Origin of the sequence: Paraburkholderia phenazinium (assembly GCF_900141745.1) — a bacterium.
GTDB classification, from domain to species: domain Bacteria; phylum Pseudomonadota; class Gammaproteobacteria; order Burkholderiales; family Burkholderiaceae; genus Paraburkholderia; species Paraburkholderia phenazinium_B.
In genome coordinates this window covers 238,378-260,593 of sequence record NZ_FSRM01000001.1, presented here as the reverse complement: position 1 = coordinate 260,593, position 22,216 = coordinate 238,378, and the positions used below count along the sequence as shown (strand labels likewise).

The 22,216-nt window shown below is 61.9% G+C and carries 21 protein-coding genes and 1 tRNA gene; 11 read left to right on the top strand and 11 right to left on the bottom strand.

Annotated features, from left to right (window positions below; all coding sequences use genetic code 11):
- Window positions 1–113 precede the first annotated feature (113 nt).
- Window positions 114–1,331 carry a Do family serine endopeptidase gene (locus BUS06_RS01240; protein WP_074262634.1) on the bottom strand — a complete coding sequence of 406 codons (1,218 nt, stop codon included), beginning with the start codon at window positions 1,329–1,331 and terminating at the stop codon, window positions 114–116.
- A 19-nt stretch (window positions 1,332–1,350) separates the two neighbouring features.
- Here BUS06_RS01240 and BUS06_RS01235 point away from each other — a divergent pair, with 19 nt between their 5' ends.
- The 6 genes from BUS06_RS01235 (at window position 1,351) to BUS06_RS01210 (ending at window position 6,432) form a co-directional block, all read left to right on the top strand.
- Complete coding sequence (locus tag BUS06_RS01235; RefSeq protein ID WP_074262633.1) at window positions 1,351–2,097, top strand: Nif3-like dinuclear metal center hexameric protein; 747 nt, start codon at window positions 1,351–1,353, stop codon at window positions 2,095–2,097.
- Between the two features lie 207 nt (window positions 2,098–2,304).
- Complete coding sequence (gene petA, locus BUS06_RS01230; RefSeq protein ID WP_074262632.1) at window positions 2,305–2,925, top strand: ubiquinol-cytochrome c reductase iron-sulfur subunit; 621 nt, start codon at window positions 2,305–2,307, stop codon at window positions 2,923–2,925.
- Window positions 2,926–4,305, top strand: coding sequence for a cytochrome b (locus BUS06_RS01225; RefSeq protein WP_074262631.1), 1,380 nt, complete (start codon window positions 2,926–2,928; stop codon window positions 4,303–4,305).
- A 23-nt stretch (window positions 4,306–4,328) separates the two neighbouring features.
- The gene (locus BUS06_RS01220; RefSeq protein WP_074262630.1) at window positions 4,329–5,093 is read left to right on the top strand and encodes a cytochrome c1; all 765 of its coding nucleotides are present in this window, start codon (window positions 4,329–4,331) and stop codon (window positions 5,091–5,093) included.
- Window positions 5,094–5,187: 94 nt separating this feature from the next.
- On the top strand, window positions 5,188–5,799 hold the full coding sequence (locus tag BUS06_RS01215) for a glutathione S-transferase N-terminal domain-containing protein (protein ID WP_006052302.1): 612 nt from the start codon (window positions 5,188–5,190) through the stop codon (window positions 5,797–5,799).
- A 99-nt stretch (window positions 5,800–5,898) separates the two neighbouring features.
- Entirely contained in the window at window positions 5,899–6,432 is a 534-nt protein-coding gene (locus BUS06_RS01210; protein ID WP_074262629.1) for a ClpXP protease specificity-enhancing factor, read from the top strand.
- A 66-nt stretch (window positions 6,433–6,498) separates the two neighbouring features.
- On the opposite strand, the gene BUS06_RS01205 is transcribed toward BUS06_RS01210, so the two are convergent.
- Window positions 6,499–7,791 (bottom strand): MFS transporter, encoded by a 1,293-nt coding sequence (locus tag BUS06_RS01205; protein ID WP_074262628.1) that lies wholly within the window; start codon window positions 7,789–7,791, stop codon window positions 6,499–6,501.
- Between the two features lie 16 nt (window positions 7,792–7,807).
- The gene (locus BUS06_RS01200) at window positions 7,808–9,013 is read right to left on the bottom strand and encodes a M20 aminoacylase family protein (protein WP_074262627.1); all 1,206 of its coding nucleotides are present in this window, start codon (window positions 9,011–9,013) and stop codon (window positions 7,808–7,810) included.
- Window positions 9,014–9,126: 113 nt separating this feature from the next.
- Here BUS06_RS01200 and BUS06_RS01195 point away from each other — a divergent pair, with 113 nt between their 5' ends.
- Window positions 9,127–10,083, top strand: a complete 957-nt coding sequence (locus tag BUS06_RS01195; protein WP_074262626.1) for a LysR family transcriptional regulator — start codon at window positions 9,127–9,129, stop codon at window positions 10,081–10,083.
- Window positions 10,084–10,181: 98 nt separating this feature from the next.
- Here the strand turns inward: BUS06_RS01195 and BUS06_RS01190 are convergent.
- Window positions 10,182–10,257: transfer RNA gene (locus tag BUS06_RS01190), tRNA-Thr, on the bottom strand.
- Window positions 10,258–10,385: 128 nt separating this feature from the next.
- Between BUS06_RS01190 and BUS06_RS01185 the strand changes: the two genes are divergently transcribed.
- Complete coding sequence (locus BUS06_RS01185; RefSeq protein WP_074262625.1) at window positions 10,386–11,534, top strand: methyltransferase; 1,149 nt, start codon at window positions 10,386–10,388, stop codon at window positions 11,532–11,534.
- A 48-nt stretch (window positions 11,535–11,582) separates the two neighbouring features.
- Here BUS06_RS01185 and BUS06_RS01180 read toward each other — a convergent pair whose 3' ends face one another.
- The 3 genes from BUS06_RS01180 to BUS06_RS01170 form a co-directional block, all read right to left on the bottom strand.
- A complete protein-coding gene (locus BUS06_RS01180; protein ID WP_074262624.1) occupies window positions 11,583–12,884 on the bottom strand; it encodes a TIGR03862 family flavoprotein in 1,302 nt (433 codons plus the stop codon).
- Between the two features lie 151 nt (window positions 12,885–13,035).
- Window positions 13,036–14,322 carry an MFS transporter gene (locus BUS06_RS01175; RefSeq protein ID WP_074262623.1) on the bottom strand — a complete coding sequence of 429 codons (1,287 nt, stop codon included), beginning with the start codon at window positions 14,320–14,322 and terminating at the stop codon, window positions 13,036–13,038.
- 504 nt (window positions 14,323–14,826) lie between these two features.
- A complete protein-coding gene (locus tag BUS06_RS01170; RefSeq protein ID WP_074262622.1) occupies window positions 14,827–15,147 on the bottom strand; it encodes a DNA-binding protein in 321 nt (106 codons plus the stop codon).
- 389 nt (window positions 15,148–15,536) lie between these two features.
- On the opposite strand from BUS06_RS01170, the gene BUS06_RS01165 reads away from it, so the two are divergent.
- Window positions 15,537–16,367 (top strand): class I SAM-dependent methyltransferase, encoded by an 831-nt coding sequence (locus tag BUS06_RS01165; protein ID WP_074262621.1) that lies wholly within the window; start codon window positions 15,537–15,539, stop codon window positions 16,365–16,367.
- A gap of 113 nt (window positions 16,368–16,480) precedes the next feature.
- On the opposite strand, the gene BUS06_RS01160 is transcribed toward BUS06_RS01165, so the two are convergent.
- Window positions 16,481–17,053, bottom strand: a complete 573-nt coding sequence (locus BUS06_RS01160; protein WP_074262620.1) for a DUF1415 domain-containing protein — start codon at window positions 17,051–17,053, stop codon at window positions 16,481–16,483.
- A gap of 71 nt (window positions 17,054–17,124) precedes the next feature.
- On the bottom strand, window positions 17,125–17,769 hold the full coding sequence (locus tag BUS06_RS01155; protein ID WP_074262619.1) for a TetR/AcrR family transcriptional regulator: 645 nt from the start codon (window positions 17,767–17,769) through the stop codon (window positions 17,125–17,127).
- Between the two features lie 158 nt (window positions 17,770–17,927).
- On the opposite strand from BUS06_RS01155, the gene BUS06_RS01150 reads away from it, so the two are divergent.
- A complete protein-coding gene (locus BUS06_RS01150; protein ID WP_074262618.1) occupies window positions 17,928–19,211 on the top strand; it encodes an MFS transporter in 1,284 nt (427 codons plus the stop codon).
- Between the two features lie 128 nt (window positions 19,212–19,339).
- Complete coding sequence (locus BUS06_RS01145; RefSeq protein ID WP_074262617.1) at window positions 19,340–19,933, top strand: nitroreductase family protein; 594 nt, start codon at window positions 19,340–19,342, stop codon at window positions 19,931–19,933.
- 60 nt (window positions 19,934–19,993) lie between these two features.
- On the opposite strand, the gene BUS06_RS01140 is transcribed toward BUS06_RS01145, so the two are convergent.
- Complete coding sequence (locus BUS06_RS01140; RefSeq protein ID WP_074265851.1) at window positions 19,994–20,308, bottom strand: H-NS histone family protein; 315 nt, start codon at window positions 20,306–20,308, stop codon at window positions 19,994–19,996.
- A 315-nt stretch (window positions 20,309–20,623) separates the two neighbouring features.
- Entirely contained in the window at window positions 20,624–22,096 is a 1,473-nt protein-coding gene (locus tag BUS06_RS01135) for an MFS transporter (protein ID WP_074262616.1), read from the bottom strand.
- Window positions 22,097–22,216: the final 120 nt, after the last annotated feature.

Below are 22,216 nucleotides of genomic sequence, written 5' to 3'. Positions count from 1 at the left end.
GCCGCAGCCGCAGCAGATGACGACAGTTTGCAGATGCAAAGAGGGCAGCCGCTAATCGGACTGCCCTCTTTGTTTTGCGCAGGGCCAACGATGGCCAGGCGCTTTCCTTTCGCTCAACCGCCGTCGTCGTTCTGATCGTCGCCGTCGTCGACGGGCTGCTTGGGCGGCGGAGGCCGCTTGCCGATCATCACATCGAGATCCATTTCGTGATTCTTGCGCACCAGATGGATCTTCGCGTTCGACCCCGGCTTGATCTGCGCGATCAGGTTCAGCAGACGGGTCGTGTCGGTGATGTCCTGGCCGTCCACGCTCACCAGAATGTCGCCCGGCTTGATGCCGGCGCGGTCCGCCGGCCCGTTCTTCAGCACGCCGGCCACGATCGCCCCGGACTTCTGCTCGAGCCCGAACGATTCAGCAATCTCAGGCGTCACGTCCTGCGGCTCCACGCCGATCCAGCCCCGCGTGACCGAGCCAGTCGTGATGATGCTCTCCAGCACGCTGCGCGCGGTCGACACCGGAATCGCAAAGCCGATCCCGAGCGAGCCGCCCGAGCGCGAGTAAATCGCCGTATTGATGCCCAGCAGATTGCCGTTCACGTCCACCAGTGCGCCGCCAGAGTTGCCGGGGTTGATCGCCGCATCGGTCTGGATGAAGTTTTCGAAGGTATTGATGCCGAGGTGATTGCGGCCAAGGGCGCTGACAATCCCCATGGTCACCGTCTGACCCACGCCAAACGGATTGCCGATGGCCAGCACCACATCGCCCACGCGCGTCTGGTCCATGCGGCCGAGCGTGATGGTGGGCAGGTTGGTCAGGCTCACCTTGAGCACCGCCAGATCCGTCTCCGGATCGACGCCGATCACCTTGGCGGTGGTCGTGCGGCCGTCGGCGAGCGCGATTTCGATCTGATCCGCACCGTCGACGACGTGCTGGTTCGTTAGAATGTAACCTTCCGAACTCACTATGACACCCGAGCCGAGATTGGCTGCGGGCTGTTCCTGCTGCTTGCCGTTGTTCTTGTTGCCGAAGAAATAGCGAAACAGCGGATCTTTCGCCCGGGGATCGGGCGGCAAAGACCCGTCCTTGCTGGAGAACACGTTGACGACCGCAGGGGATGCCTTCTGCGCGGCGTCGGCATAAGAAGCTTGTGCGGGACCGCTGCTACCGATGCCAGGCGCCACTTCCCGCAGTGCGACGATCGGCTCGGAAAGTTGCTTGCCGAATTGCCCTTGTCGCTGCAGCCATTGCGGTTTGAGGGTGGCGATGATGAACATCAACGCCAACAGCACGGTCACCGCTTGGGCAAAGAACAGCCAAAAGCGTCTAAGCATCTGAAGATTAGAGGATTATATGGATCGGATCGAACTTGAATTGTATCTGAACAAAGTCCTTGAAACCGCGCGCTTCAAGGACTACTGCCCGAATGGTCTGCAGGTGGAAGGGCGTCGCCGGGTCAACAGGATCGCGACCGGCGTAACCGCTTCGCTGGCCTTTCTGGAAGCGGCGCTCGACTGGGGCGCGGACGCTGTCCTCGTCCACCACGGCTACTTCTGGCGCAACGAGCCGCCGCAGATCACCGGCCGCAAATATGGACGCCTGAAGCTGCTGCTGGCCAATGACCTGAACCTGTTCGCTTACCATCTGCCGCTCGACGATCATCCCGAGTTCGGCAACAACGCGCAACTCGGTGCGAAGATGGGCTGGATCGGCGAGTCGCGCTTCGGCGAGAACGACCTCGGCTGGATGACCACGCTGCCTATGCCGGTCACGCTCGCGCACTTTACCGCGGAGGTCGAGGAGACGCTCGGCCGCACGCCGCTCGTGTTCGGCGACCCGGACGTCGAATTGCGGCGCGTCGCCTGGTGCACCGGAGCAGCGCAAGGCTATTTCGATGCGGCGATCGAGGCCGGCGCCGACGTCTACCTGACCGGTGAAGTCTCCGAACCCTGTATGCATACCGCAGCGGAAAGCGGTGTGGCTTTTCTGGCGGCGGGCCATCATGCCACCGAACGTTTCGGCGTTCAGGCACTCGGTTCGCATCTGGCGGAATCCTTCGATATCGAACACCTGTTTATCGATATCCCTAATCCGGTCTGATTACTGAACTAAAAAGCACGAAATACACAGGGTCCACTTAAAACGGGCAACAAAAAAGTTTGTTATTAGTCCGGGGAAACCCTTGGATATCAAAGACTTCGCACGGTTTTTGGCATTCGGGCCTTGTAAATGGCGACTCCATTCGAGCAAACTAGCGTCGGTAGAAGAGACGTGAAGGAAAAATCCAACTCAGAAGTGGGGCGTGTGATGCGAGACAAAGAAGATGAGCTCGTCGATGGCGGCCGGCGTACCTGGCTGATCGCGACGACCGTAGCAGGTGGCATAGGAGGTGTTGCCACTGTTGTACCCTTTGTTGGTTCGTTTGCACCATCTGAAAAAGCCAAGGCCGCCGGCGCGCCGGTCGAGGCCGACATTAGCAATCTGAAGCCCGGCGAGATGATGACCGTTGCCTGGCGCGGCAAGCCCGTCTGGATTCTGAACCGCACCGACCGGATGCTCGCCGACGTCCAGAAAGCCGATAACGAAGTCGCCGATCCCCATACCGAACATCCCTTCTCGATGCCGTTGCCGGAGTACTGCAACAACGAATTCCGTTCGCGGCCCGATCACAAGAACCTGTTAGTTACGGTTGCCGTGTGCACCCATCTGGGCTGCACGCCGACTCCGCGTTTCCAGGAAGGCGCACAGCCGAATCTTCCTGACGACTGGCCGGGCGGCTTCCTGTGCCCTTGCCACGGCTCGACCTATGACCTGGCCGGCCGCGTCTTCAAGAACAAACCTGCACCGCAGAACCTGGACATCCCGCCCTACATGTTCACGTCGGCTACCCAGCTCGTGATCGGCAAGGACGAGAAAGGAGAAGCGTAAATGGCGATCGATCACGAAGTGGAGACGACCGGGCTGGTCGGCTGGATCGACCGCCGCTTTCCGATGACGGCGACGTGGAAGAAACACGTCTCCGAGTACTACGCGCCGAAGAATTTCAACTTCTGGTATTTCTTCGGCTCACTGGCGCTGCTGGTGCTGGTCAATCAGATCGTCACCGGCATTTTCCTCACCATGAACTACAAGCCCGACTCGACGCTCGCGTTCGCGTCGGTCGAGTACATCATGCGCGAGGTGCCGTGGGGCTGGTTGATCCGCTACATGCATTCGACGGGCGCCTCGATGTTCTTCGTCGTGGTGTACCTGCACATGTTCCGCGGGCTGATGTACGGCTCTTACCGCAAGCCGCGCGAACTGGTGTGGATCTTCGGCTGCGCGATCTTCCTGTGCCTGATGGCCGAGGCATTCTTCGGCTACCTGCTGCCGTGGGGCCAGATGTCGTTCTGGGGCGCGCAGGTGATCGTGAACCTGTTCTCGGCGATCCCGTTTATCGGGCCGGATCTGTCGTTGTGGATTCGCGGCGACTACGTCGTCTCGGACGTCACGCTGAACCGCTTCTTCGCGTTTCACGTGATCGCGATTCCGTTGGTGCTGATCGGCCTGGTGGTCGCCCACCTGGTGGCGCTGCACGAAGTGGGCTCGAACAACCCGGACGGCGTGGAGATCAAGGCGAAGAAGGACGCGAACGGTATTCCGCTCGACGGCATCCCGTTCCATCCGTACTACTCCGTGCACGACTTCATGGGCGTTACCGTGTTCCTGTTGATCTTCGCGGCGATCATTTTCTTCGCGCCGGAGATGGGCGGCTACTTCCTCGAGTCGAACAACTTCGTCCCGGCCAACCCGCTGCAGACGCCGCCTGAGATCGCGCCGGTGTGGTACTTCACGGCGTTCTATGCGATGCTGCGCGCCACCACGGATCCGTTCAAGATCGTTCTGATGATCGTGATCGCGCTGCTCGGGCTGTTCGCGCTCGTGCGGGCCCGCGGCAAATGGAAGGTGGGGCTGCCGGTGCTGGCTGTGCTGGTGATTCTGGCCATGTACTTCACTCAGTCGAAGTTCTGGGGCGTGGTGGTGATGGGCGGCGCGGTGATTTCGCTGTTCTTCCTGCCGTGGCTCGACCGCTCGCCGGTGAAGTCGATCCGCTACCGGCCGTTCTTCCATAAGGTGTTTTACGGGATCTTCGTGCTGGTGTTTCTGACGTTGGCGTTCCTCGGAACCAAACCGCCGTCGCCCGCCGCGACCCTGATCGCGCAGATCTGCGCGCTGGTCTATTTCGCGTTTTTCCTTGGCATGCCGTTCTGGACGCGGCTTGGAACCTTCAAGCAGCCACCTGAACGGGTGCGGTTCAAGCCTCACTAATCGCAGGCCAAGGAGACACGAAGATGAGAAAAATGCTTTCGAGGTTTGCGGCGATCGGGGCCGCATCGCTGACACTTGCGCTCGCGCTGCTGGCAGCGCCGGCTTACGCGGACGAATTCCCGCTCGACCGCGCGCCCGATAACGCGGAGAATTTTGCTTCTTTGCAGCATGGCGCCAAATTGTTTGTAAACTACTGCCTGAATTGCCACAGCGCGAATCTGGTGCGCTACAGCGCATTGACCAGTTTGGGCATTTCACCGCAGGAAATTCAGACAAACCTGCTTTTCACCACCGATAAGATCGGTAACACGATGTCCGTGGCAATGAAGCCTGACGACGCGAAATCGTGGTTCGGCACGGCACCGCCGGATTTGTCGGTGGAGGCGCGGGCGCGCGGCCGGGACTGGCTATATACGTATCTGCGCAGTTTTTATCGCGACGATACGCGGCCAACCGGCTGGAACAATCTGGTGTATGAAAACGTGAGCATGCCCAACGTGTTGTGGCAGCTTCAAGGGCAACGCACGGCGAAGTTCGACGATGTCGTCGACGAAAGGAGCGGGGAAACAGTCCATAAATTCGTCGGCTACCAGCAGGTCACGCCGGGTACGTTATCGGCGGTAGATTATGATTCGGATGTGGCCGACCTCGTGTCGTACCTGTCCTGGATGTCCGAACCGACGCAGCAAACCCGCCACCGGCTTGGTGTGTGGGTGCTGCTGTTCCTCGGCGTCCTGAGCTTTTTCGCATGGCGATTGAACGCTGCGTACTGGAAAGATATCAAATAATCACGCCATAACTGGCGTGGGGCCAGTGCAAGGAAAAACCTGTTGGACGGTTTTTCCGCGTGCTGGCCCTTCAGCTTTTTGAGGAAACGTAAACATGATGGTTCTGTATTCCGGCACAACTTGCCCGTTCTCCCAGCGCTGCCGGCTGGTGTTGTTTGAGAAAGGCATGGACTTCGAGATCCGCGACGTCGACCTGTTTAACAAACCGGAAGACATCGCTGTGATGAATCCGTATGGTCAAGTGCCGATCCTCGTCGAACGGGACCTGATTCTGTACGAATCGAACATCATCAACGAGTACATCGACGAACGCTTCCCGCATCCGCAACTGATGCCGGCCGACCCGGTGCAACGCGCCCGCGCGCGCCTGTTCCTGCTCAATTTCGAGAAGGAACTGTTCGTGCACGTCGGCACGCTCGAAAACGAAAAGGGCAAGGCTGCCGAGAAGAATCACGAGAAAGCACGTCTTGCGATCCGCGATCGACTGACGCAGCTCGCGCCGATCTTCCTGAAGAACAAGTACATGCTGGGCGAAGAATTCTCGATGCTCGACGTGGCGATCGCGCCGCTCCTGTGGCGTCTGGATCACTACGGCATCGAACTGTCGAAGAACGCCGCGCCGCTGATGAAGTACGCGGAACGCATCTTCAGCCGTCCGGCCTATATCGAAGCGCTGACGCCGTCGGAAAAGGTGATGCGTCGTTGAGTTTGGCTTGAGGGTGAGGGCGCCGCGTGCGGATCGTGATGGTGATAGATGCGCCAATGCGATCCGGGTGCGGCGCCTTGCCCAGTAAGAGGACTGTTGATGCAAGAGATTTCCACGAAGCCTTACCTGCTGCGTGCGCTATACGAGTGGTGCACGGATAACGGCTATACGCCCCACATCGCGGTACGGGTCGACAATCAGACGCGGGTGCCTCGCCAGTTCGTGCGGGACAACGAAATCGTGTTGAACATCAGTTTCGAGGCCACCAGCCAGTTACAGATGGGCAACGAGTGGGTCGAGTTCAGCGCGCGCTTTTCAGGCAAGTCGCACAAGATCGAAGTGCCGGTTGCCAATGTGCTGGCGATCTACGCGCGTGAGAATGGCCAGGGAATGGCGTTCCCGGTCGATTCGGCGGGTGGCGAGGCGACGGATTCCGGCGCTGATGCTGATGAAACGGAAGAGCTGGAGTCGCCGGGGAAAGCGGCAGATAGCGGCGCACGAGGCCCTCGGGCGGTTGAGTCCGAACCGGCACCGCAAGCGAAGGCCGAAGAGACCGACGATGACGACACGCCGCGTCCCGATGACGATGGATCGAAGGGCGGCGGCCGCGGTCACCTGAAGGTCGTCAAGTGAAGTGAAATGAATTACCGCTGTGGGCGTATCCAGCAAGCCGGTCATGCTGGATACACCGCAGCTTCCTCAGGCCAGTTCGCGGCCCCCCGTTTCTTCTAGCATCGAAACGGCGACAAGCGAAACGATCACGCAAGCAATCATGTACCAGGCTGGGGCAAGCGTATTGCCCGTTGCCTTGATCAGCCACGCCACCACCAGCTGGGCCGTCCCGCCGAACACCGACACGGCGACCGCATAGGCGCTGGCCAGATATCCGGCGCGCACATGCTTCGGGAAGTTCTCGGGCATCAGCGCATATGCCGGCGCCGATCCCATCGTGTAGAAAATCATCAGGAGCACGATCAGGCCGAACACAACGGGCAGCGACGGAAAGTGGTTCATCAGCCAGAAGGCCGGGTAGAGCAACGCGATCAACATGCCCCGGCCAATGATGGTGAGCGGCTTGCGGCGCTGCATCTTGTCGGAGAGCAGGCCCCACAGCGGGCACAAGGTCAGCGAAGAACAAGCCGCGCCGATCGACACCAGCATGGAAAGCTTCGGCGGCAGTCCGAGATACTGGATCGAGTAGGTGGGGACGTAGTACATCAGGACGTAGGTTGCGACAGTCATGCCCATGATCGCGAATACGGTCAGAAACCATTTGCGCACGAGTCCCGGTTCGATGCTCGCGCCTTTTGCCTTGGCGGCCGAAGGTGGCTCTTCGACGATATGCCGGCGCAGATAAACGCCCACCGGCATGATCAGGACGCCGAGCAAAAACGGCACGCGCCATCCCCAGTCGAGCAGTTGGGTGCTGGTGAGCTGGTAGTTGAGCAACGCGGCCATGCCGGAGCCGAGCAGCGCGGCCGCGCCCTGGCTAGCCAGTTGCCAGCTTGCCCGGAAGCCGCGGCCCTTGGCTGAACCGGTCTCCAGCAAGGTCGCCGTCGCGGCGCCGAACTCACCGCCCTGCGCGAAGCCCTGCAACAGCCGGGCGAACACGATCAACGCGGGGGCGGCGAGACCGATCGTCGCGTAGCCGGGTGCGAGGCCGATCATCGCGGACCCCACCGCCATCAGGAAGATGGTCAACGTGAGCGCGGCGCGGCGTCCGTGTTTGTCTGCGTAGTGCCCGAGCACGAAGCCGCCCACCGGCCGCGCGACAAAGCCGATCGCGAATGCCGACAGCGCAAGCAACGTCGAGACGACCGGATCGTGTGCGGGGAAGAAGAGCTTGGCGATCGTTAGCGCAAAGAAGCTGTAGACGGTGAAGTCAAAAAATTCGAGCAGATTGCCGATGACCGCAGCCACGACGATCTTGCCTTGCGACACAGGTGTGGAAATGGGGGGAACGGCGGACGTCCCGACGGGTTTGGCTGACATGGTGATTTACCTGCGCTCAGGGTTTGTGCACGGCCGCGGTTCCGGCCAGGAAACGCTCGACGAGCCGCGTCCAGTAAGCCGCGCCCACCGTGAGGTTGTCGTCGTTGAAGTCGTATGAGGCGTTGTGCAGCATCGGCGCGCCTTCCCCGTTGCCCAGGCGCAGGAAACAGCCCGGCTTTTCCTGCAGGTAGTAGGCGAAGTCCTCACTGCCCGCGATAGGGCCGAAACCGTCGATCACACGTGCCTCGCCCACCAGTTCGCGCGCGACCTGCAGGGCAAGCTCGGTCTCCGGTGCGCTATTGACGACGACCGGGTAGCCCGGCACGTAGTCGACTTCGATACGGGCGCCGTAAGCGTCTGCATGCGCTTGCGCGAGCGCGCAAATGCGCGTCTCGAGCAGCTTGCGGACCTCGGCGTCGAACGAGCGCACGCTGATCTGCAGACGCGCTGTTTCGGGGATCACGTTCGCCGCGTGCCCTGCATTGAAGGCGCCGACCGTGACCACGGCGGCCTGCATCGGATCGACGCTGCGTGATACGACAGTCTGCAGCGCGAACACGAGTGCAGCGCCAATCACGACCGGGTCGACCGCCAACTGAGGCCGCGCTGCATGGCCGCCGCGCCCGTGAATCACCATCTCGACCGTGTCGCACGCCGCCATGAACGGACCGCTGCGGAACATGAAGGTCCCGGTCGGATAACCAGGATGATTGTGCAAGCCGAAGATCGCGTCGCACGGAAAGCGCTCGAACAGGCCGTCTTCGATCATGCGTTTGGCGCCGCTGTCCGCGCCGATTTCTTCGGCGGGTTGAAACACCAGATGCACCGTGCCGTCGAAGTGGCGCGTGCGGGCCAGATGACGGGCTGCGCCGAGCAGCATCGTCGTATGGCCATCGTGGCCGCATGCGTGCATCCGGCCTGGCTCGCTGCTGGCGTAGGGCAGGCCGGTCTCCTCGTTGATCGGCAGAGCGTCCATGTCGGCGCGTACGGCGACCGCGCGCGAACCCGTACCGGCCTTGAGCGTTGCCACCATGCCCGTGCCGCCGAGGCCGCGCGTGACGGCATAGCCCCAGCTTTCCAGGCTCTGCGCAACGAAGTCCGAGGTCTTGAACTCCTGATAGGCCAGTTCCGGGTGGCGATGAAGATGGTGGCGGATACCGCTCAGTTCTTCGCGCAGATCGTGGGTGTCGTCGAGGGAACAGAAAGTCGCAATGTCTGCCATGGTTTTTAGCTTGCCCGTAAGTGAGGGATGAAGGCAGTATTTCGCCGCAAAAAGGCCCGATCAATGACGTTTTACGGTCGATAATGTTGACTTCAATGTCAACGAATGAAGCTATGTCGAGCGACACCGAAACGCTGCCGGATACCGTGCTCAGCACGCGCAGTCTGCGCTATCTCCACGAAATCGAGGTGCACGGCGGCGTGCGGGCGGCCGCGGATGCTTTGTCTATCAACGGTTCGGTTATCAGCCGCCAGGTGGCGCAGCTTGAGCGTGTGCATGGGGTGGCGTTGCTCGAACGGCGCGGCCGGCGCGTGACGCTCACGGAGATTGGCCTCAGCCTGGTCGAGCACTTCCGCGAAAGCGCGCGGCGCGATGCCGAGATGCTGGCGCAACTGGAGGACTACCGGGGTTTGCGGCGGGGACGGCTCGAGATCGGCATTGGCGAGGGTTTCGTGGAGAAGTTGCTTGCCACAGTGCTTGAAGCGTTCAGTTTGCAGTTCCCGGACATTGTGGTGGACCTGCGTGCCGGGTCCACCTCGGAGATCATCGCGATGGTTCGTAATGACGAGGTCGATCTTGGTCTATGCGCGGGCGGCGGCAGCGATCCGGCCATTCGGGCGCGAACTTTCCGCGCTGCGCCGTTGTGCGCGCTCGTCAGTCCGCAGCACGCGCTGGCGGGCGAGCGGCGAATCCGCATCGAACAACTGGCCGGTCAGCGGCTGATCTTCATGCAGGCGCGCTTTGGCGTTCAGCAGTATCTCGACTCCCTGATCCGCGCGGAGCGGCTGAATCTGACGCCAGCTTATCGCTGCGACCTGTTTTCGGCGGCGCAGGCAATCGCTGCGGCGGGGCTGGGTGTGGCGTTTATGTCGACGGATGCGGCGCGGCAGTATCTGGACGCCGGGAAACTCGTCGCGCTCGAGATCGATCATCCGATCGCGCGCGAGTTTGGCAGTCAGGTGATACGGCGGGTCGGGCGGCGGCTGTCTCCCGCTGCCGAGTTTCTCTGGACGCAGCTTGTCAAGGCGATGCAGCGGCACGGGGCGGCCGCGGGAGCGAAGGCTGGCTGACGCAGCGGGTTTTGAGACGAACTGCCGACGCGCCATTTCGGCCGCAAAAGCCAAAACAAAACGGGCTACGCAAACATCGCGTAGCCCGTCGTCTTATCTGGTGCCCCCTGTCTGATTCGAACAGACCACCTCATGATTACAAGTCAAGTGCTCTACCAAATGAGCTAAGGGGGCGAAAGCAGCGCGCTATTATAAGCCAAGAAGAAGCATACTGCTACCAGGCGCGCCGCATCCCGCCAGCCCATCAGTTACCATGTACGTCTATCCGATGTCCCTGTCATATCGGATTCCCACCTTTCTCAATGACCCAACACCCTACGCCGCACCCCACCGAACCTCCGACCATCACCTGGCCCGAGGCCGACGGCCCGCGCTCCGCGCGCTGGCGCTCCGAAGCAGCGGTGCCACCGCCCAGGCGCGTCGTCGTCGCGGATGACCGCACCACCGCTGACACCGCCTATCGCCTCGCATGCGAAGGAACAGCGCTTCTGTGGCAAGGCGATTTCCAGAACGCCCGCCAGCTTTTGCAGGCGGTGACGCGCCGCGTCGAACGCAAGCCGCGCAAGCAGGCTGAGACGCTGATCGACGCCTTTAATTTTCACCGCCAGGCGCAGTCGCAACGTGCGCGTACGCTCGGCATGCTGCTGATTCCGCTCGACGCCAGCTACGCCATTCCCCTGCGCCGTGCGCCAGAAGTGGCGCTGGCCTGTGCGGAGACGTATGGTCCGTCGACTGATGAGCCGTCGGTGGTTTCGCTGCGCGAACTGCTGGGTCTGATCGGCGCTCACGAATGGCGCAAGAAGGGCGTGGAGATTGCGCTGCTTGGCGAGCGCATTCATCCGCACTACGGCGTGTTTTCGCCGGTGCGTGGTGAGTACATCGATCTGGTTGCGCGTACGCCGTTGCCTTCACTGAACAAGGCATTCGATATCGGCACGGGCACGGGTGTGCTCGCTGCGCTGCTGGCCAAACGCGGTGTGAAGAAGATCGTCGCCACGGATCAGGACCCGCGGGCGCTGGCGTGTGCGCGCGAGAATCTCACACGTCTCGGTTATACCCAGCAGGTTGAAGTGGTTGAGGCCGATCTGTTCCCCGAAGGCCGCGCACCGCTCGTGGTCTGTAACCCGCCGTGGGTGCCGGCGCGGCCGGCGTCGCCGATCGAATACGCAATCTACGACAACGACAGCCGTATGCTGCTCGGCTTCCTGAACGGGCTGGCGGACCATCTGTCGCCCGGTGGGGAGGGCTGGTTGATCCTGTCGGATTTCGCTGAACATCTTGGTCTGCGCACGCGCGAGTTTTTGCTCGAGGCGATCGACAAGGCTGGGCTTACGGTGATCGGTCGGGAAGATATCCGGCCTCGGCATCCGAAGTCGTCGGATGAGACCGATCCGCTGCACGCCGCACGCGTGGCGGAAGTGACGTCGCTGTGGCGGTTGAAGGCGCGCTAGGGACCGACAGTCCGCGAGCGAACAAGGGACGGCGAAGGGTGCCCTGGTTCAGCGTCTGGTGTCAGCCAGATAAGCCAGCGCCCCGCGTCCCGCGGCCAAACCGCTTGCGAAGCACGCGGTCAGCAGGTACCCGCCGGTCGGCGCTTCCCAGTCGAGCATTTCACCGGCGCAGAACGCCCCCGGCACATGCCCGATCATCAGACGCGCATCGAGTGCCTCAAACGGCACACCTCCCGCGCTGCTGATGGCTTCCTCAATCGGCCGTGGGCGTACGAGTTTCAGCGGCAGCGCCTTGATCGTCTGAGCGAGCAGCGCCGTGTCGGCGAACGCCTCTTTCGACAGCGCTTCATGCAGCAGGCCGAGTTTGACTCCGCCCAGGCCGATGCGGCTCTGGAGATGGGTCGACATCGAGCGTGAGCCGCGCGGGCGGGTGACTTCGTCGAGCACGCGTTGCGCGGTGAGTGCGGGAGCAAGATCGAGCATGATCGTCACCTCGCCATCCGTCAGGATCCGCTCGCGGATCGCTGCCGACAGCGCGTACACCAGACTCCCCTCAATACCCGTTTCGGTGACGACGAACTCGCCTTGCCGATGCTGGGCGTTGCCGTCTGTGTCGATCAACGTGATTGACACGGGTTTCACTGGCTGTCCCGCGAAACGCTCGCGGAAGTAGTCGCTCCAGTTTGCATCGAAGCCGCAGTTGGCGGGGAGGAGTGGTGCAACGGGCACATCGCGCGCCGTCATCAACGGCACCCATGCGGCATCTGAGCCGAGGCGCGGCCAGCTTCCGCCACCCAGCGCGAATATCACGGCGTCCGCGCGCACCTGCTGCTCGCCCGTGGGCGTCATGAAGAGAAGCTTTTGCTGCGGGGAGTTCCCGCGTTCAGTGTTCCGCGTGCCCTCGTCACCTGCGCCGTCCGACGCATCCCATCCCACCCACTTATGCCGCATGTGAAACCGCACGCCCGATTCCCTCAGGCGATGCAGCCAGGCGCGAAGCATCGGCGCCGCTTTCATATCGGTAGGAAACACGCGGCCTGAACTGCCGACGAACGTTTCGACGCCCAACTTATGAAGCCACGCGCGCAACGCGTCCGGCCCGAACATGTCCAGTAGCGCTGCGATCTGTTCACGCCGTGCGCCGTAGCGTCCGAGGAACGCCTCAAGCGGCTCGGAATGCGTGATGTTCATCCCGCCTTTGCCTGCCATCAGGAACTTGCGTCCCACCGACGGCATCGCGTCGTACACATCGACCTGCACGCCTCCCGAAGCTAATGCCTCGGCGGCCATCAGCCCGGCGGGGCCGCCGCCAATCACGGCGACGCGAGCGGAATCGGTCAGGTTGGACATGGGGTGCATTCGGATGAGAGCGTGAGGGAGAAAACGGTGCGCGCGGCCAGCTTGCCACGTCTGGCCGCGCAAAGCCCTCTATTTTCACACCGCGAGCCGCTTGCGGGCAAACCCGCGGCGACTTCGTGTCCAGAGCCCTCTCGTGCTCGACCTAGACCGGCGAGCGCGCGGTCTCGGCATCGTGATGCCCATCGTGCCTGGTGGGCAGCGGCTCGACCCGGTCCACGATCACCAGATAGCTAAACGCGCCCAAAAAGCAGAATCCACCTGCGACGATCAGCGGAATCGTGAATGAGCCTTTGGTTAACGCGACCATCACGCCGGTAAACGTAGTGATGACGATCCCGGCCAGGTTCGAGGCGAAATTCTGAATGCCGCTGAGCGACGCAACATGGTTCGGTGTGGGGGCGACATCCGCGGGCAGCGACCAGATACTCGCGGCGGCAAACGCGAGACTGCCGTACGCGACGCCGAAGCACGTCAGCATCAGATAGATATTCGAGGTGAAGGCCGACAGCGTGATCACCGACGACATCAGCATGCCGCCCACCATGCACGTCTTGCGCGATGCGGTGAGGCTCCAGCCGCGCCGGTAGAGCGCGTCGGAAACATAACCGCCCAGCCAGCCGCTGGGAATCGACATCAATGCCGGAATCGTCCCAAGCGTGCCCAGCGATTTGAGCGAAAAGCCGCGCGTCTGCACGAGATAGCTCGGAAACCACGTGATGAAGAAATAGATCACGAAGTTCAGGCAGAAGAAGCCGAGCATCATGCCCCACACCGTGCGATGGCGGAACAGCGACGCCCAGCTCGCGTGCGGTTCGCCGGCGCGTGGCTGACGCTGTAGCTGGACGTCAGTGGGGCCGGTCATGTCGCCGTGGGCGGGGCTGCGGTAGATCACCAGCCAGCCGACGATCCACACCGCGCCCAGCAGGCCCGTGATGACGAACGAGGCCTTCCAGCCCGCGGTGCTGATGATCAATGCAACGAGCGGGATCGACAATGCAGAACCGACTCGCGAGCCGCTATCGAAGATGCTGGTGGCGATTGCCCGCTGCGCTGGCTTGAACCACTGCGCGACCAGCTTGGCGCAGGACGGATACGCACCCGCCTCGCCGATGCCGAGCATCAGCCGGCAGCCGAACATCGCACTGACGCTGCCCGCTACCGACGTGGCGGCCGTGAACACCGACCACCAGCCCACTGCCAGCGGCAGCGCGATGCGGGCGCCGACCCGGTCGACAAACCAGCCGAACGGCATCTGCATGAACGCGTACGTCCAGAAGAAGCCACTCAGGATGAGACCCATCTGGGCCGGCCCGATGCCGAGCGCCTTTTCGATCTGCGGCGCGGCGACCGCGAGATTCGCCCGATCGACGTAGTTCACCGCAATGGCCAGAAAGCACAGAAAGATCACAACCCAACGCATTTTTCTCATAACAATGTCTCCTCCGTGAGGGGCGGCATCCGTCGTGTAGATCCTGCAGCTCCGCTGCGATGCCGTGCTGGCGGCGCTTCTGTCGTGTGCGTCCCGCTCTGCAGGCGGAACTGCGTGTGCAGTTGCCGATAATGGAGGCGCTTGCAAGACTGGTCAAGCAACCTCTCGGGCGCGCGTCAGGCGGGGACGCATGCGCGGGCACTGCGAAAGCAATGCCGGCGGAGGGCTACGCTTGATGTTTGAGCGAATGATGAGGAAGAGAACCGGCGACCCATAGAAGGTGGCGTTCAAGGAGCATGACGCGATTCTCGAAGCGCGCGAAGCTCGCATTTCGTTGCGGACATTGCTGCTGCGTCGCAGCATTTCTGAAGCAGGTGTGGGTGCGCTTTCGGACCGGCTAAAGCGTCAAGCAAAGGGCCGCCGCGCCTTATCGCTGCGCAATGCGGCCCTTGAAAGCGTGTCGACGCCTTTGCTCTTCGGTTTATCTGTACCGCGCCGGGCGTCTCACCCCGGATACTCCTCGTCGACCTTCAGCCCGGCGAGCTTGAAAATCACCCGCAGCGTCTGCGGCTTGATATCGCGCCGGGACGCGAGCGTGGTCATCACGAAGTCGAGTACCTTCGCGTACTTGAGCATCGTCAGACAGGTTTCCATGTCGACGGTGCCATCACGCATCAACTCGGCGAGGCGCAGCATCTCAACCGAAATGTCACGCGCCATTTCGAGTTCGATCTGCTGTTTCTCGGACCAGGTTGGCGTTGCCAATAGTTTGGTCAACATTTCCTGGAATTTCTGTTCGGCGTTGCCGTTGGGTATCGTATCCATTGCCGCCTCAATATCGTCTGAGCGCGCTTCCGGTTAACATCGCGGCGCACTGCAGGTTACGTAACGTCCGGACCAGTGTTCCGGTCCGACCTCCCCACACGTGTACGGTTCGCCTGATCGATCTGGCAGCCGGTAGTGTGTCGTTGTTCTAAATGCGGCCTGCCACGGGGCTTGGGCTGCATGCTTCGCTTTCTACGCGTTTCGCGTCCTATCTAGTGCGCTTCCCGCCCCCTTTTCAGAGCAGGAAGTGTTCCAGGAATACGCGTTTCGCGCACGTTTGGCGGCCTTGAATCGGTAGATCTGCCGCGGTTTGGGTAAACTGGCAGCAACTTCTCTCTTTTTCCGTCGCCTGTCGCACGTTCGCCGTGTAATCGATGATGGTCCGTACGATGTCCAGCAAAACTCACGAAATTCGTCCCAACCAATCTGTCGAACTGCTAAAGGAACTGCACATCCTCACGCGCGACGGCAAAATGAATCAGGACAGCCGTCGCAAGCTGAAACAGGTCTATCACCTGTTCCAGTTCATCGAGCCGTTGCTGAAAGATCTGAAAGAAACCCAGGGTGACCTGACCCTCGTCGATCACGGTGCGGGGAAGTCCTACCTTGGTTTTATCCTGTATGACCTGTTTTTCAAGGAGCATCGGGATAATTCGCACATCTACGGCATTGAAACGCGTGAAGAACTCGTGACGAGTTCGGAGGCGCTGGCTACGCGGCTCGGCTTCAAGGGCATGTCGTTCCTGAATCTGTCGGTGGCCGAATCAATTTCGTCGGACCGGTTGCCGCCGCAGATCGATATCGTTACGGCGCTGCACGCTTGCAACACGGCGACCGACGATGCGATTCGCTTCGCGCTGGAAAAGCATGCGAAGTACATCGTGGTGGTGCCCTGCTGTCAGGCCGAAGTGGCGGGAGTGCTGCGTCAGAACAAGAGCAGGTCGCTCGGCAACGCCTTGACGGAAATCTGGCGCCATCCGCTGCATACGCGGGAGTTCGGCAGCCAGATCACCAACGTGCTGCGCTGTCTGCAGCTCGAGGCGCACGGCTATCAGGTGAGCGTGACCGAACTCGTGGGCTGGGAGCATTCGATGAAGAACGAACTGATCATCGCCCAGTACAAGGACTTGCCGCGCCGCCGTCCAACGGAGCGGCTCAATGAGGTGATGGAAACGCTCGGGCTGGCGGAGTTGCGCGAGCGGTTTTTTGTGGAGGCGTGAGCGGGACTTAAGGGGCGGAAGGGGGGCGAAACCGCGTCGCGTGTTCGCTGCCTGTTTGCCGCTTACTCGCCATTCACTGCTGACTTGCGGCTTATCTGCGGCAGGTTTGCCATTCACTCACCTGCCGGCTCGCTCATCCATTTTTCCCAGCCGGCCAGCCCAAGCCGGCGCAGGGTTTCCTGATTGCGCTCGTAGATCGCTTCGGCGTCGGGAAACGCCTCCACCGCACGTTCGATGCTCGCCTCGCGCAGCAGGTGCAGGACCGGATAGGGTGCGCGGTTCGTATAGTTCTCGATGTCGTCAGCTTCGCTTCCTTCGAACTGGTACTGCGGGTGAAAACTCGCAATCTGCAGTTCGCCTGCGAGGCGCAACTGCTTGAGCATCCGGTCCGCGAAAAACAGACAGTCGTTGTATTCGAGGAAATCGGCGAGTGCTTGCGGAAGGATCAGCAGCGTCGTGTCGATTTCGGCGGGATCGGCCTCAACGAGCGTCTTCAATTCCACTTCAAGATCGATCAGGACCCCTTCGAGATCCGTCGCTTCGCTGATCGCGTAGCGAATCTGGTTCTTGACGTGCACGGCCTTGGCGAACGGACAGAGGTTCAGGCCAATAACGGCTCGGGTCAGCCAGTGACGGGTGGCGGCGAGGATGACGTCGTGGGAATCGAAGGAGGAAGACGGCGACATGGCAGAGCGGCGGGCGGAAAGCCTCATTTTACCGGCCGCGGTGATTGTGGCCCGCGCCTTCTGACGCGTGCTTACAGCTTCGCGGCGGGTGTCGCACAAGCTGCGGCAATCAACTGCGCCGCCACTCGCGGCGCGGCCTGAATCGGCCCGCAGCCCGGGCCGTAGGTCTGGCTTGCCGCATACACTCCTTCGATCAGCAGTCCTAGCCCATTGGCAAGTGCTTCTGGGTCGTCGGCGCCGGCCTCGACGGCAAGCTCGGTAATGCGCGCCATCAGACGCGCCTTGTTGCCGGCGACAAATTGCCGGGCAGCATGCGATGCATCCGGAAACTCCACCGCGACATTCACAAACGGACACCCGCGATAATCTTCGACCGATGCGCGCACGACCAGATCTTCGAAGTACTGCAAAAGCTGCCTGGCCGGTTCGCCGGGATGCTGCGCGAAGCTCTTCTCGACGTAGCTGAAAAACCGCGTATCCTGGCGCTCCAGGTAGCCCAGCACCAGGTCGTCCTTCGACGAAAACTGGCGGTATAGACTCATCTTGTTGACGCCGGCCCGCTCGACGATGGCGTCGACCCCCACCGCCCGCACACCCTCCCGATAGAACAGTTCGCCGGCGGCTTTCAGCAGATGCTCCTGCGCCTGCGGCCCTGCAGTCTGCGTGCGGGCGCGACGGGCGGGCTTGGCCGGTGCTGATGCAGTGCTCTGGGACATGGTGACCCTACGTTCGATAATGGATAGCTTGACATGTTACCGACCGGTCACTAGTATCGCAACACCATTGTGACTGATCTGTCACAAGTCCTTTACAAAACGCGTAACAAAACACGAGCCGGCTGCGTTCGACGAACGGCGAGCCGACTGGAGATCCGATGAACTGGGCAGCGAGAATGATTGGCGGCCGCTTCCATTACGGTTGGTTGACCGTGGCGGTGGTGTTTCTGGTGTTGCTGGCTGCGGCGGGAACGCGCGCCACGCCAAGCGTGATGATGGTGCCGCTCGAGCATCAGTTCGGCTGGAGCCGGGCGACCATTTCGCTGGCAATTTCGGTGAATATCGCGCTGTACGGCCTGATGGGGCCATTTGCGGCGGCGGCGATGCAACGTTTCGGCGTGCGCCCAACCGTGCTGATCGCGCTCGCCACGTTGGCGAGCGGTGTGGCGCTGTCGTCGCTGATGACGCATCCGTGGCAGATGATCCTGATCTGGGGCGTGATGGTGGGCGGCTCGACTGGCGTGGCGGCGCTGTCCTTGTCCGCCACGGTGGTGAACCGCTGGTTCACGACGCATCGCGGGCTCGTGATGGGCATCCTCACCGCCAGTTCGGCCACCGGCCAACTGGTGTTCCTGCCGCTACTCGCGGCGATTGCCGAGCATCATGGCTGGCGCCCGGTGGTCTGGGTAGTGGCGGGCGCGGCGGCGATCGTGCTGCCGCTGGTGGCTTTCCTGTTGCCCGAGCGTCCGGCCGATCTGACGCTGCGCCCGTTCGGCGAACCGGCCGACTCGCCCATCAACACCCAACTCTCGAAGCAGAATCCGCTGGCAATCGCTTTCGGCACGCTCGCGATGGCAAGCAAGACGCGCGATTTCTGGCTGCTGTTTTTCAGCTTCTTTATTTGCGGGGCGAGTACCAACGGCTACGTCGGCACCCACCTGATCGCCATGTGCGGTGACTATGGCCTCTCCGAAGTGCAGGGCGCGTCGCTGCTCGCCGCCATGGGCATCTTCGATCTGTTCGGTACGACGCTATCGGGCTGGCTGTCGGATCGCTTCAATAGCCGGGTGCTGCTGTTCTGGTATTACGGGCTGCGCGGATTGTCGTTGATGTATTTGCCGCATGCTTTCGGCATCGACTTTTTTGGTTTGCCGCTGTTCGCGGTTTTCTATGGACTCGACTGGATCGCGACCGTGCCGCCCACCGTACGTCTTGCCACCGATGTCTACGGCAAGGAAGCAGCGCCGGTCGTGTTCGGCTGGGTGGTGGCCGGTCACCAGCTCGGCGCGGCGTTCGCGGCGCTGGGCGCGGGCATGCTGCGCTCGAGCCTCGGCACTTACACGGTGGCGTCGATGATATCGGGCGGCTTGTGCCTCGTCGCCTCGGTGATCGTGCTGCGCATCAACCGCGGTGAGCGGACAGCGTCGCCACAGCCGGTGTAGGCGTCGGGGCCACCGCGTTCTCGAATACGTTTTATCAGTCCGTTTTGAAGCGCTCACGGCGAAGCCCGGTTATTCTATGTGCCCCGGGCAGCCGCCCGTCGATCATGAATTTCGACTGAGAGAAGCGCATGACCAACAAACCCGCCCCAACCGCAGTTCCCATTCACGAACTGATCGCAGGTCGCTGGAGTCCGCGCGCCTATTCGAGCGAGCCGATCAGCCGTGAGCACCTGCATGCGGTTCTTGAAGCGGCCCGCTGGGCGCCTTCGTCGTACAACGGCCAACCGTGGCGTTTCATTGTGTTCGATCGCAGCAGCGATGAAGTCTCGTTCAAGCGCGCCTTCGCCACGCTGGTGCCGTTCAATCAGGGCTGGAATGCGCCGGCGCCGGTGCTGATCGCCGTGACCGCGCATACGCTCACCAACAAGGGTGAAGTGAACCGTTGCGCTCCGTACGATGCGGGCGCGGCCGCGATGGCGCTGGTATTGCAGGCTCACGCGCTAGGTCTCGCTGCGCACCAGATGAGCGGTTTCGACGTCAACGCATTCCGCAAGGCGTTTGCGATCCCCGACGACGTCGAGGTGATCGCGATGATTTCGCTTGGCCACTTCGGCGAAGTCGAGAAGCTCGACCCGGTGCTGCGCGAGCGCGAGAAGTCGGTACGCACGCGTTTTCCGCTGGGCGAGATCGCATATAGCGGTGCATGGAAGAAGGCGTTCTAAGACGCTGGAGAATTGCTCGGAAAGACAGGGAACGCGCGGTCCGCAAGACCGCGCGTTTTTTCATTCGGACACAGTTTCGCCCGACCCGCCGCTCACGCGGTATAGATCGCGCTCCTTGCCTTGCAGCCAACGCGGCGGCCGGCCGCGTCCCGACCAGAGTGCGCCGCTTACCGGGTCCTGATAGAGCTCTGGGCCTTGCTGCGGGCGCGCGCGCCGGCTTGCGCGCGCAGGCAATACATCGCGCGTGGTGAGCCGGTACTCGCACATCAACCGGCGAATTTGTGCGATGACGGCTCGCCGCTCCGCTGCACGCGCAGCGGCAATATCGGCTTCGAGCTGGAGGCGCTGCCTGAGCAGCTCCTGGTAAGACACCATCGGACGGTCCTTTAAGTGCGAAAGAATGATTGCGGTCGACCCGCGGCATTCAATGCTGCCGTTGAGGCCGCCGCGTGCCGTTGAAAGAAAAAGCACCAGCGCGCGTGGCGCGCTGGTGAAGCAGGACCGGCCTCTGCTGGTCGGGGAACCGCGAGGGAGACAAGCCGGTCCTGGAGCGACCGTTGAGCCAGCGCGGACTCAGCGAGCGCATGGTTGAACAGTATCTGTAATGGTGGATCGCGAATACTGGCGAGACCGGCAATGCACTGTCCTTATGTGCGGGACAGTGGGTGTTCGTGTTGCGAGGCACCGCGCTCACTCGGTGTCTGTCACCGCCGACAACGGAGTGGCCACGTTTTCGAGCGACTTGCGCTCCGCATCGACGCCCCAGATCGCGGCCACCACCGCTGCGCCGATCATCAGTGCCGAGCCGACCAGATAGCCGGTAAACACCGCGCTGCGCTGATGCGTATCGATCAGTCGTCCGAAGAATGCCGGCCCGGCAACGCCGCCTAGCGCCGTGCCGAATGCGTAGAACACGGCAATGGCCAATGCGCGAATTTCCAGCGGAAACGATTCGCTCACCGTCAGATAAGCCGAGCTCGCTGCCGCGGAAGCGAAGAAGAAAATCACCATCCACGCAATCGTCTGCGTGGTGACAGTGAGAAGGTTGTGTTCGAACAGATAGCCGCTGAGCGTCAGCAAAATGCCCGAGAGCGCATACGTCGTGAAAATCATCTTGCGGCGGCCGATCACATCGAACAGGCGCCCCAGCAGCAGCGGTCCGAGAAAATTTCCGAGCGCAAACGGCAGCAGATACCAGCCGATATGATCGCCCGGTACGTGATAGAAATCCGTGAGCACGAGCGCATAGGTGAAGAAGATCGCGTTGTAGAAAAACGCCTGCGCGGTCATCAACGAAAGGCCCACCAGCGCGCGGCGCCGATGCACCGTAAAGAGCGCGTGGAAGACTTCGCCGAGCGGCGTGTGGTCACGCGTGCGCAGACGCAAGCGGGTGAGCGGCTCGTCCATCGGCGGATGTCCGGCGCGGCGGAAGCGCGCTTCGATGTTCTCGACGATCGTAGTGGCTTCCGGCGCTTCACCGTGTGTGAGCAGCCAGCGCGGGCTTTCCGGCACCCAGACGCGCATCGGCAGAATCGCGAGCGCGAGCACCGCGCCGATTAAAAAGCACGCGCGCCAGCCCCAGTCGGCGGGTAGCAGATGCGGATCGAGCAACACGAGCGAGCCGGCCGCGCCGATTCCCGCGCCCACCCAGAATGTCCCGTTGATGCCGAGGTCAGTCCAGCCGCGTACACGCGCCGGCGTGAATTCCTGGATCGTCGAATTGATCGCCGTGTATTCGCCGCCGATTCCCGCACCAGTCAGAAAGCGAAACAACAGGAAGCTCACCAGATTCCACGACAGCGCAGTGGCCGCGGTAGCTGTCAGATACAGCGCGAGCGTGATGAAGAACAGCTTGCGCCGGCCGAGCCGGTCGGTGAGCCAGCCGAAGCCGAGCGCACCGAGCACGGCGCCCGCGATATAGGCACTTCCGGCCAGGCCCACGTCGCTATTGGTAAAGTGCAGCGTTGGACTTGTCTTCAGCGCGCTGGCGACGGCGCCGGCCAGCGTCACTTCGAGCCCGTCGAGCAGCCAGGTGATGCCCAACGCGACCACGATCAGGGAATGAAACTGACCCCAAGGCAGACGATCGAGGCGGGACGGCAGATCGGTTTCGATCACGTTGCGCGGTTTTTCCTGCACTGCGGCGCTGACAGGCTCGGTCATTGCGGCAAGTCTCCACGTATGGGGTAATTTGAATGGCGTATCCTTCGCCAATGAGCAATTTCCGTTCCGTTGAACCCGTCCGTAGGGACCCGGTTGATACCCGCCGCGCTTTCGTGATAC

What these genes read in the sequence shown, in the direction of transcription:
- BUS06_RS01240 (WP_074262634.1), bottom strand. Translation starts at nt 1,331, where the DNA reads ATGCTTAGACGCTTTTGGCTGTTCTTTGCCCAAGCGGTGACCGTGCTG.
- BUS06_RS01235 (WP_074262633.1), top strand. Translation starts at nt 1,351, where the DNA reads ATGGATCGGATCGAACTTGAATTGTATCTGAACAAAGTCCTTGAAACC.
- petA (WP_074262632.1), top strand. Translation starts at nt 2,305, where the DNA reads ATGCGAGACAAAGAAGATGAGCTCGTCGATGGCGGCCGGCGTACCTGG.
- BUS06_RS01225 (WP_074262631.1), top strand. Translation starts at nt 2,926, where the DNA reads ATGGCGATCGATCACGAAGTGGAGACGACCGGGCTGGTCGGCTGGATC.
- BUS06_RS01220 (WP_074262630.1), top strand. Translation starts at nt 4,329, where the DNA reads ATGAGAAAAATGCTTTCGAGGTTTGCGGCGATCGGGGCCGCATCGCTG.
- BUS06_RS01215 (WP_006052302.1), top strand. Translation starts at nt 5,188, where the DNA reads ATGATGGTTCTGTATTCCGGCACAACTTGCCCGTTCTCCCAGCGCTGC.
- BUS06_RS01210 (WP_074262629.1), top strand. Translation starts at nt 5,899, where the DNA reads ATGCAAGAGATTTCCACGAAGCCTTACCTGCTGCGTGCGCTATACGAG.
- BUS06_RS01205 (WP_074262628.1), bottom strand. Translation starts at nt 7,791, where the DNA reads ATGTCAGCCAAACCCGTCGGGACGTCCGCCGTTCCCCCCATTTCCACA.
- BUS06_RS01200 (WP_074262627.1), bottom strand. Translation starts at nt 9,013, where the DNA reads ATGGCAGACATTGCGACTTTCTGTTCCCTCGACGACACCCACGATCTG.
- BUS06_RS01195 (WP_074262626.1), top strand. Translation starts at nt 9,127, where the DNA reads ATGTCGAGCGACACCGAAACGCTGCCGGATACCGTGCTCAGCACGCGC.
- BUS06_RS01185 (WP_074262625.1), top strand. Translation starts at nt 10,386, where the DNA reads ATGACCCAACACCCTACGCCGCACCCCACCGAACCTCCGACCATCACC.
- BUS06_RS01180 (WP_074262624.1), bottom strand. Translation starts at nt 12,884, where the DNA reads ATGTCCAACCTGACCGATTCCGCTCGCGTCGCCGTGATTGGCGGCGGC.
- BUS06_RS01175 (WP_074262623.1), bottom strand. Translation starts at nt 14,322, where the DNA reads ATGAGAAAAATGCGTTGGGTTGTGATCTTTCTGTGCTTTCTGGCCATT.
- BUS06_RS01170 (WP_074262622.1), bottom strand. Translation starts at nt 15,147, where the DNA reads ATGGATACGATACCCAACGGCAACGCCGAACAGAAATTCCAGGAAATG.
- BUS06_RS01165 (WP_074262621.1), top strand. Translation starts at nt 15,537, where the DNA reads ATGTCCAGCAAAACTCACGAAATTCGTCCCAACCAATCTGTCGAACTG.
- BUS06_RS01160 (WP_074262620.1), bottom strand. Translation starts at nt 17,053, where the DNA reads ATGTCGCCGTCTTCCTCCTTCGATTCCCACGACGTCATCCTCGCCGCC.
- BUS06_RS01155 (WP_074262619.1), bottom strand. Translation starts at nt 17,769, where the DNA reads ATGTCCCAGAGCACTGCATCAGCACCGGCCAAGCCCGCCCGTCGCGCC.
- BUS06_RS01150 (WP_074262618.1), top strand. Translation starts at nt 17,928, where the DNA reads ATGAACTGGGCAGCGAGAATGATTGGCGGCCGCTTCCATTACGGTTGG.
- BUS06_RS01145 (WP_074262617.1), top strand. Translation starts at nt 19,340, where the DNA reads ATGACCAACAAACCCGCCCCAACCGCAGTTCCCATTCACGAACTGATC.
- BUS06_RS01140 (WP_074265851.1), bottom strand. Translation starts at nt 20,308, where the DNA reads ATGGTGTCTTACCAGGAGCTGCTCAGGCAGCGCCTCCAGCTCGAAGCC.
- BUS06_RS01135 (WP_074262616.1), bottom strand. Translation starts at nt 22,096, where the DNA reads ATGACCGAGCCTGTCAGCGCCGCAGTGCAGGAAAAACCGCGCAACGTG.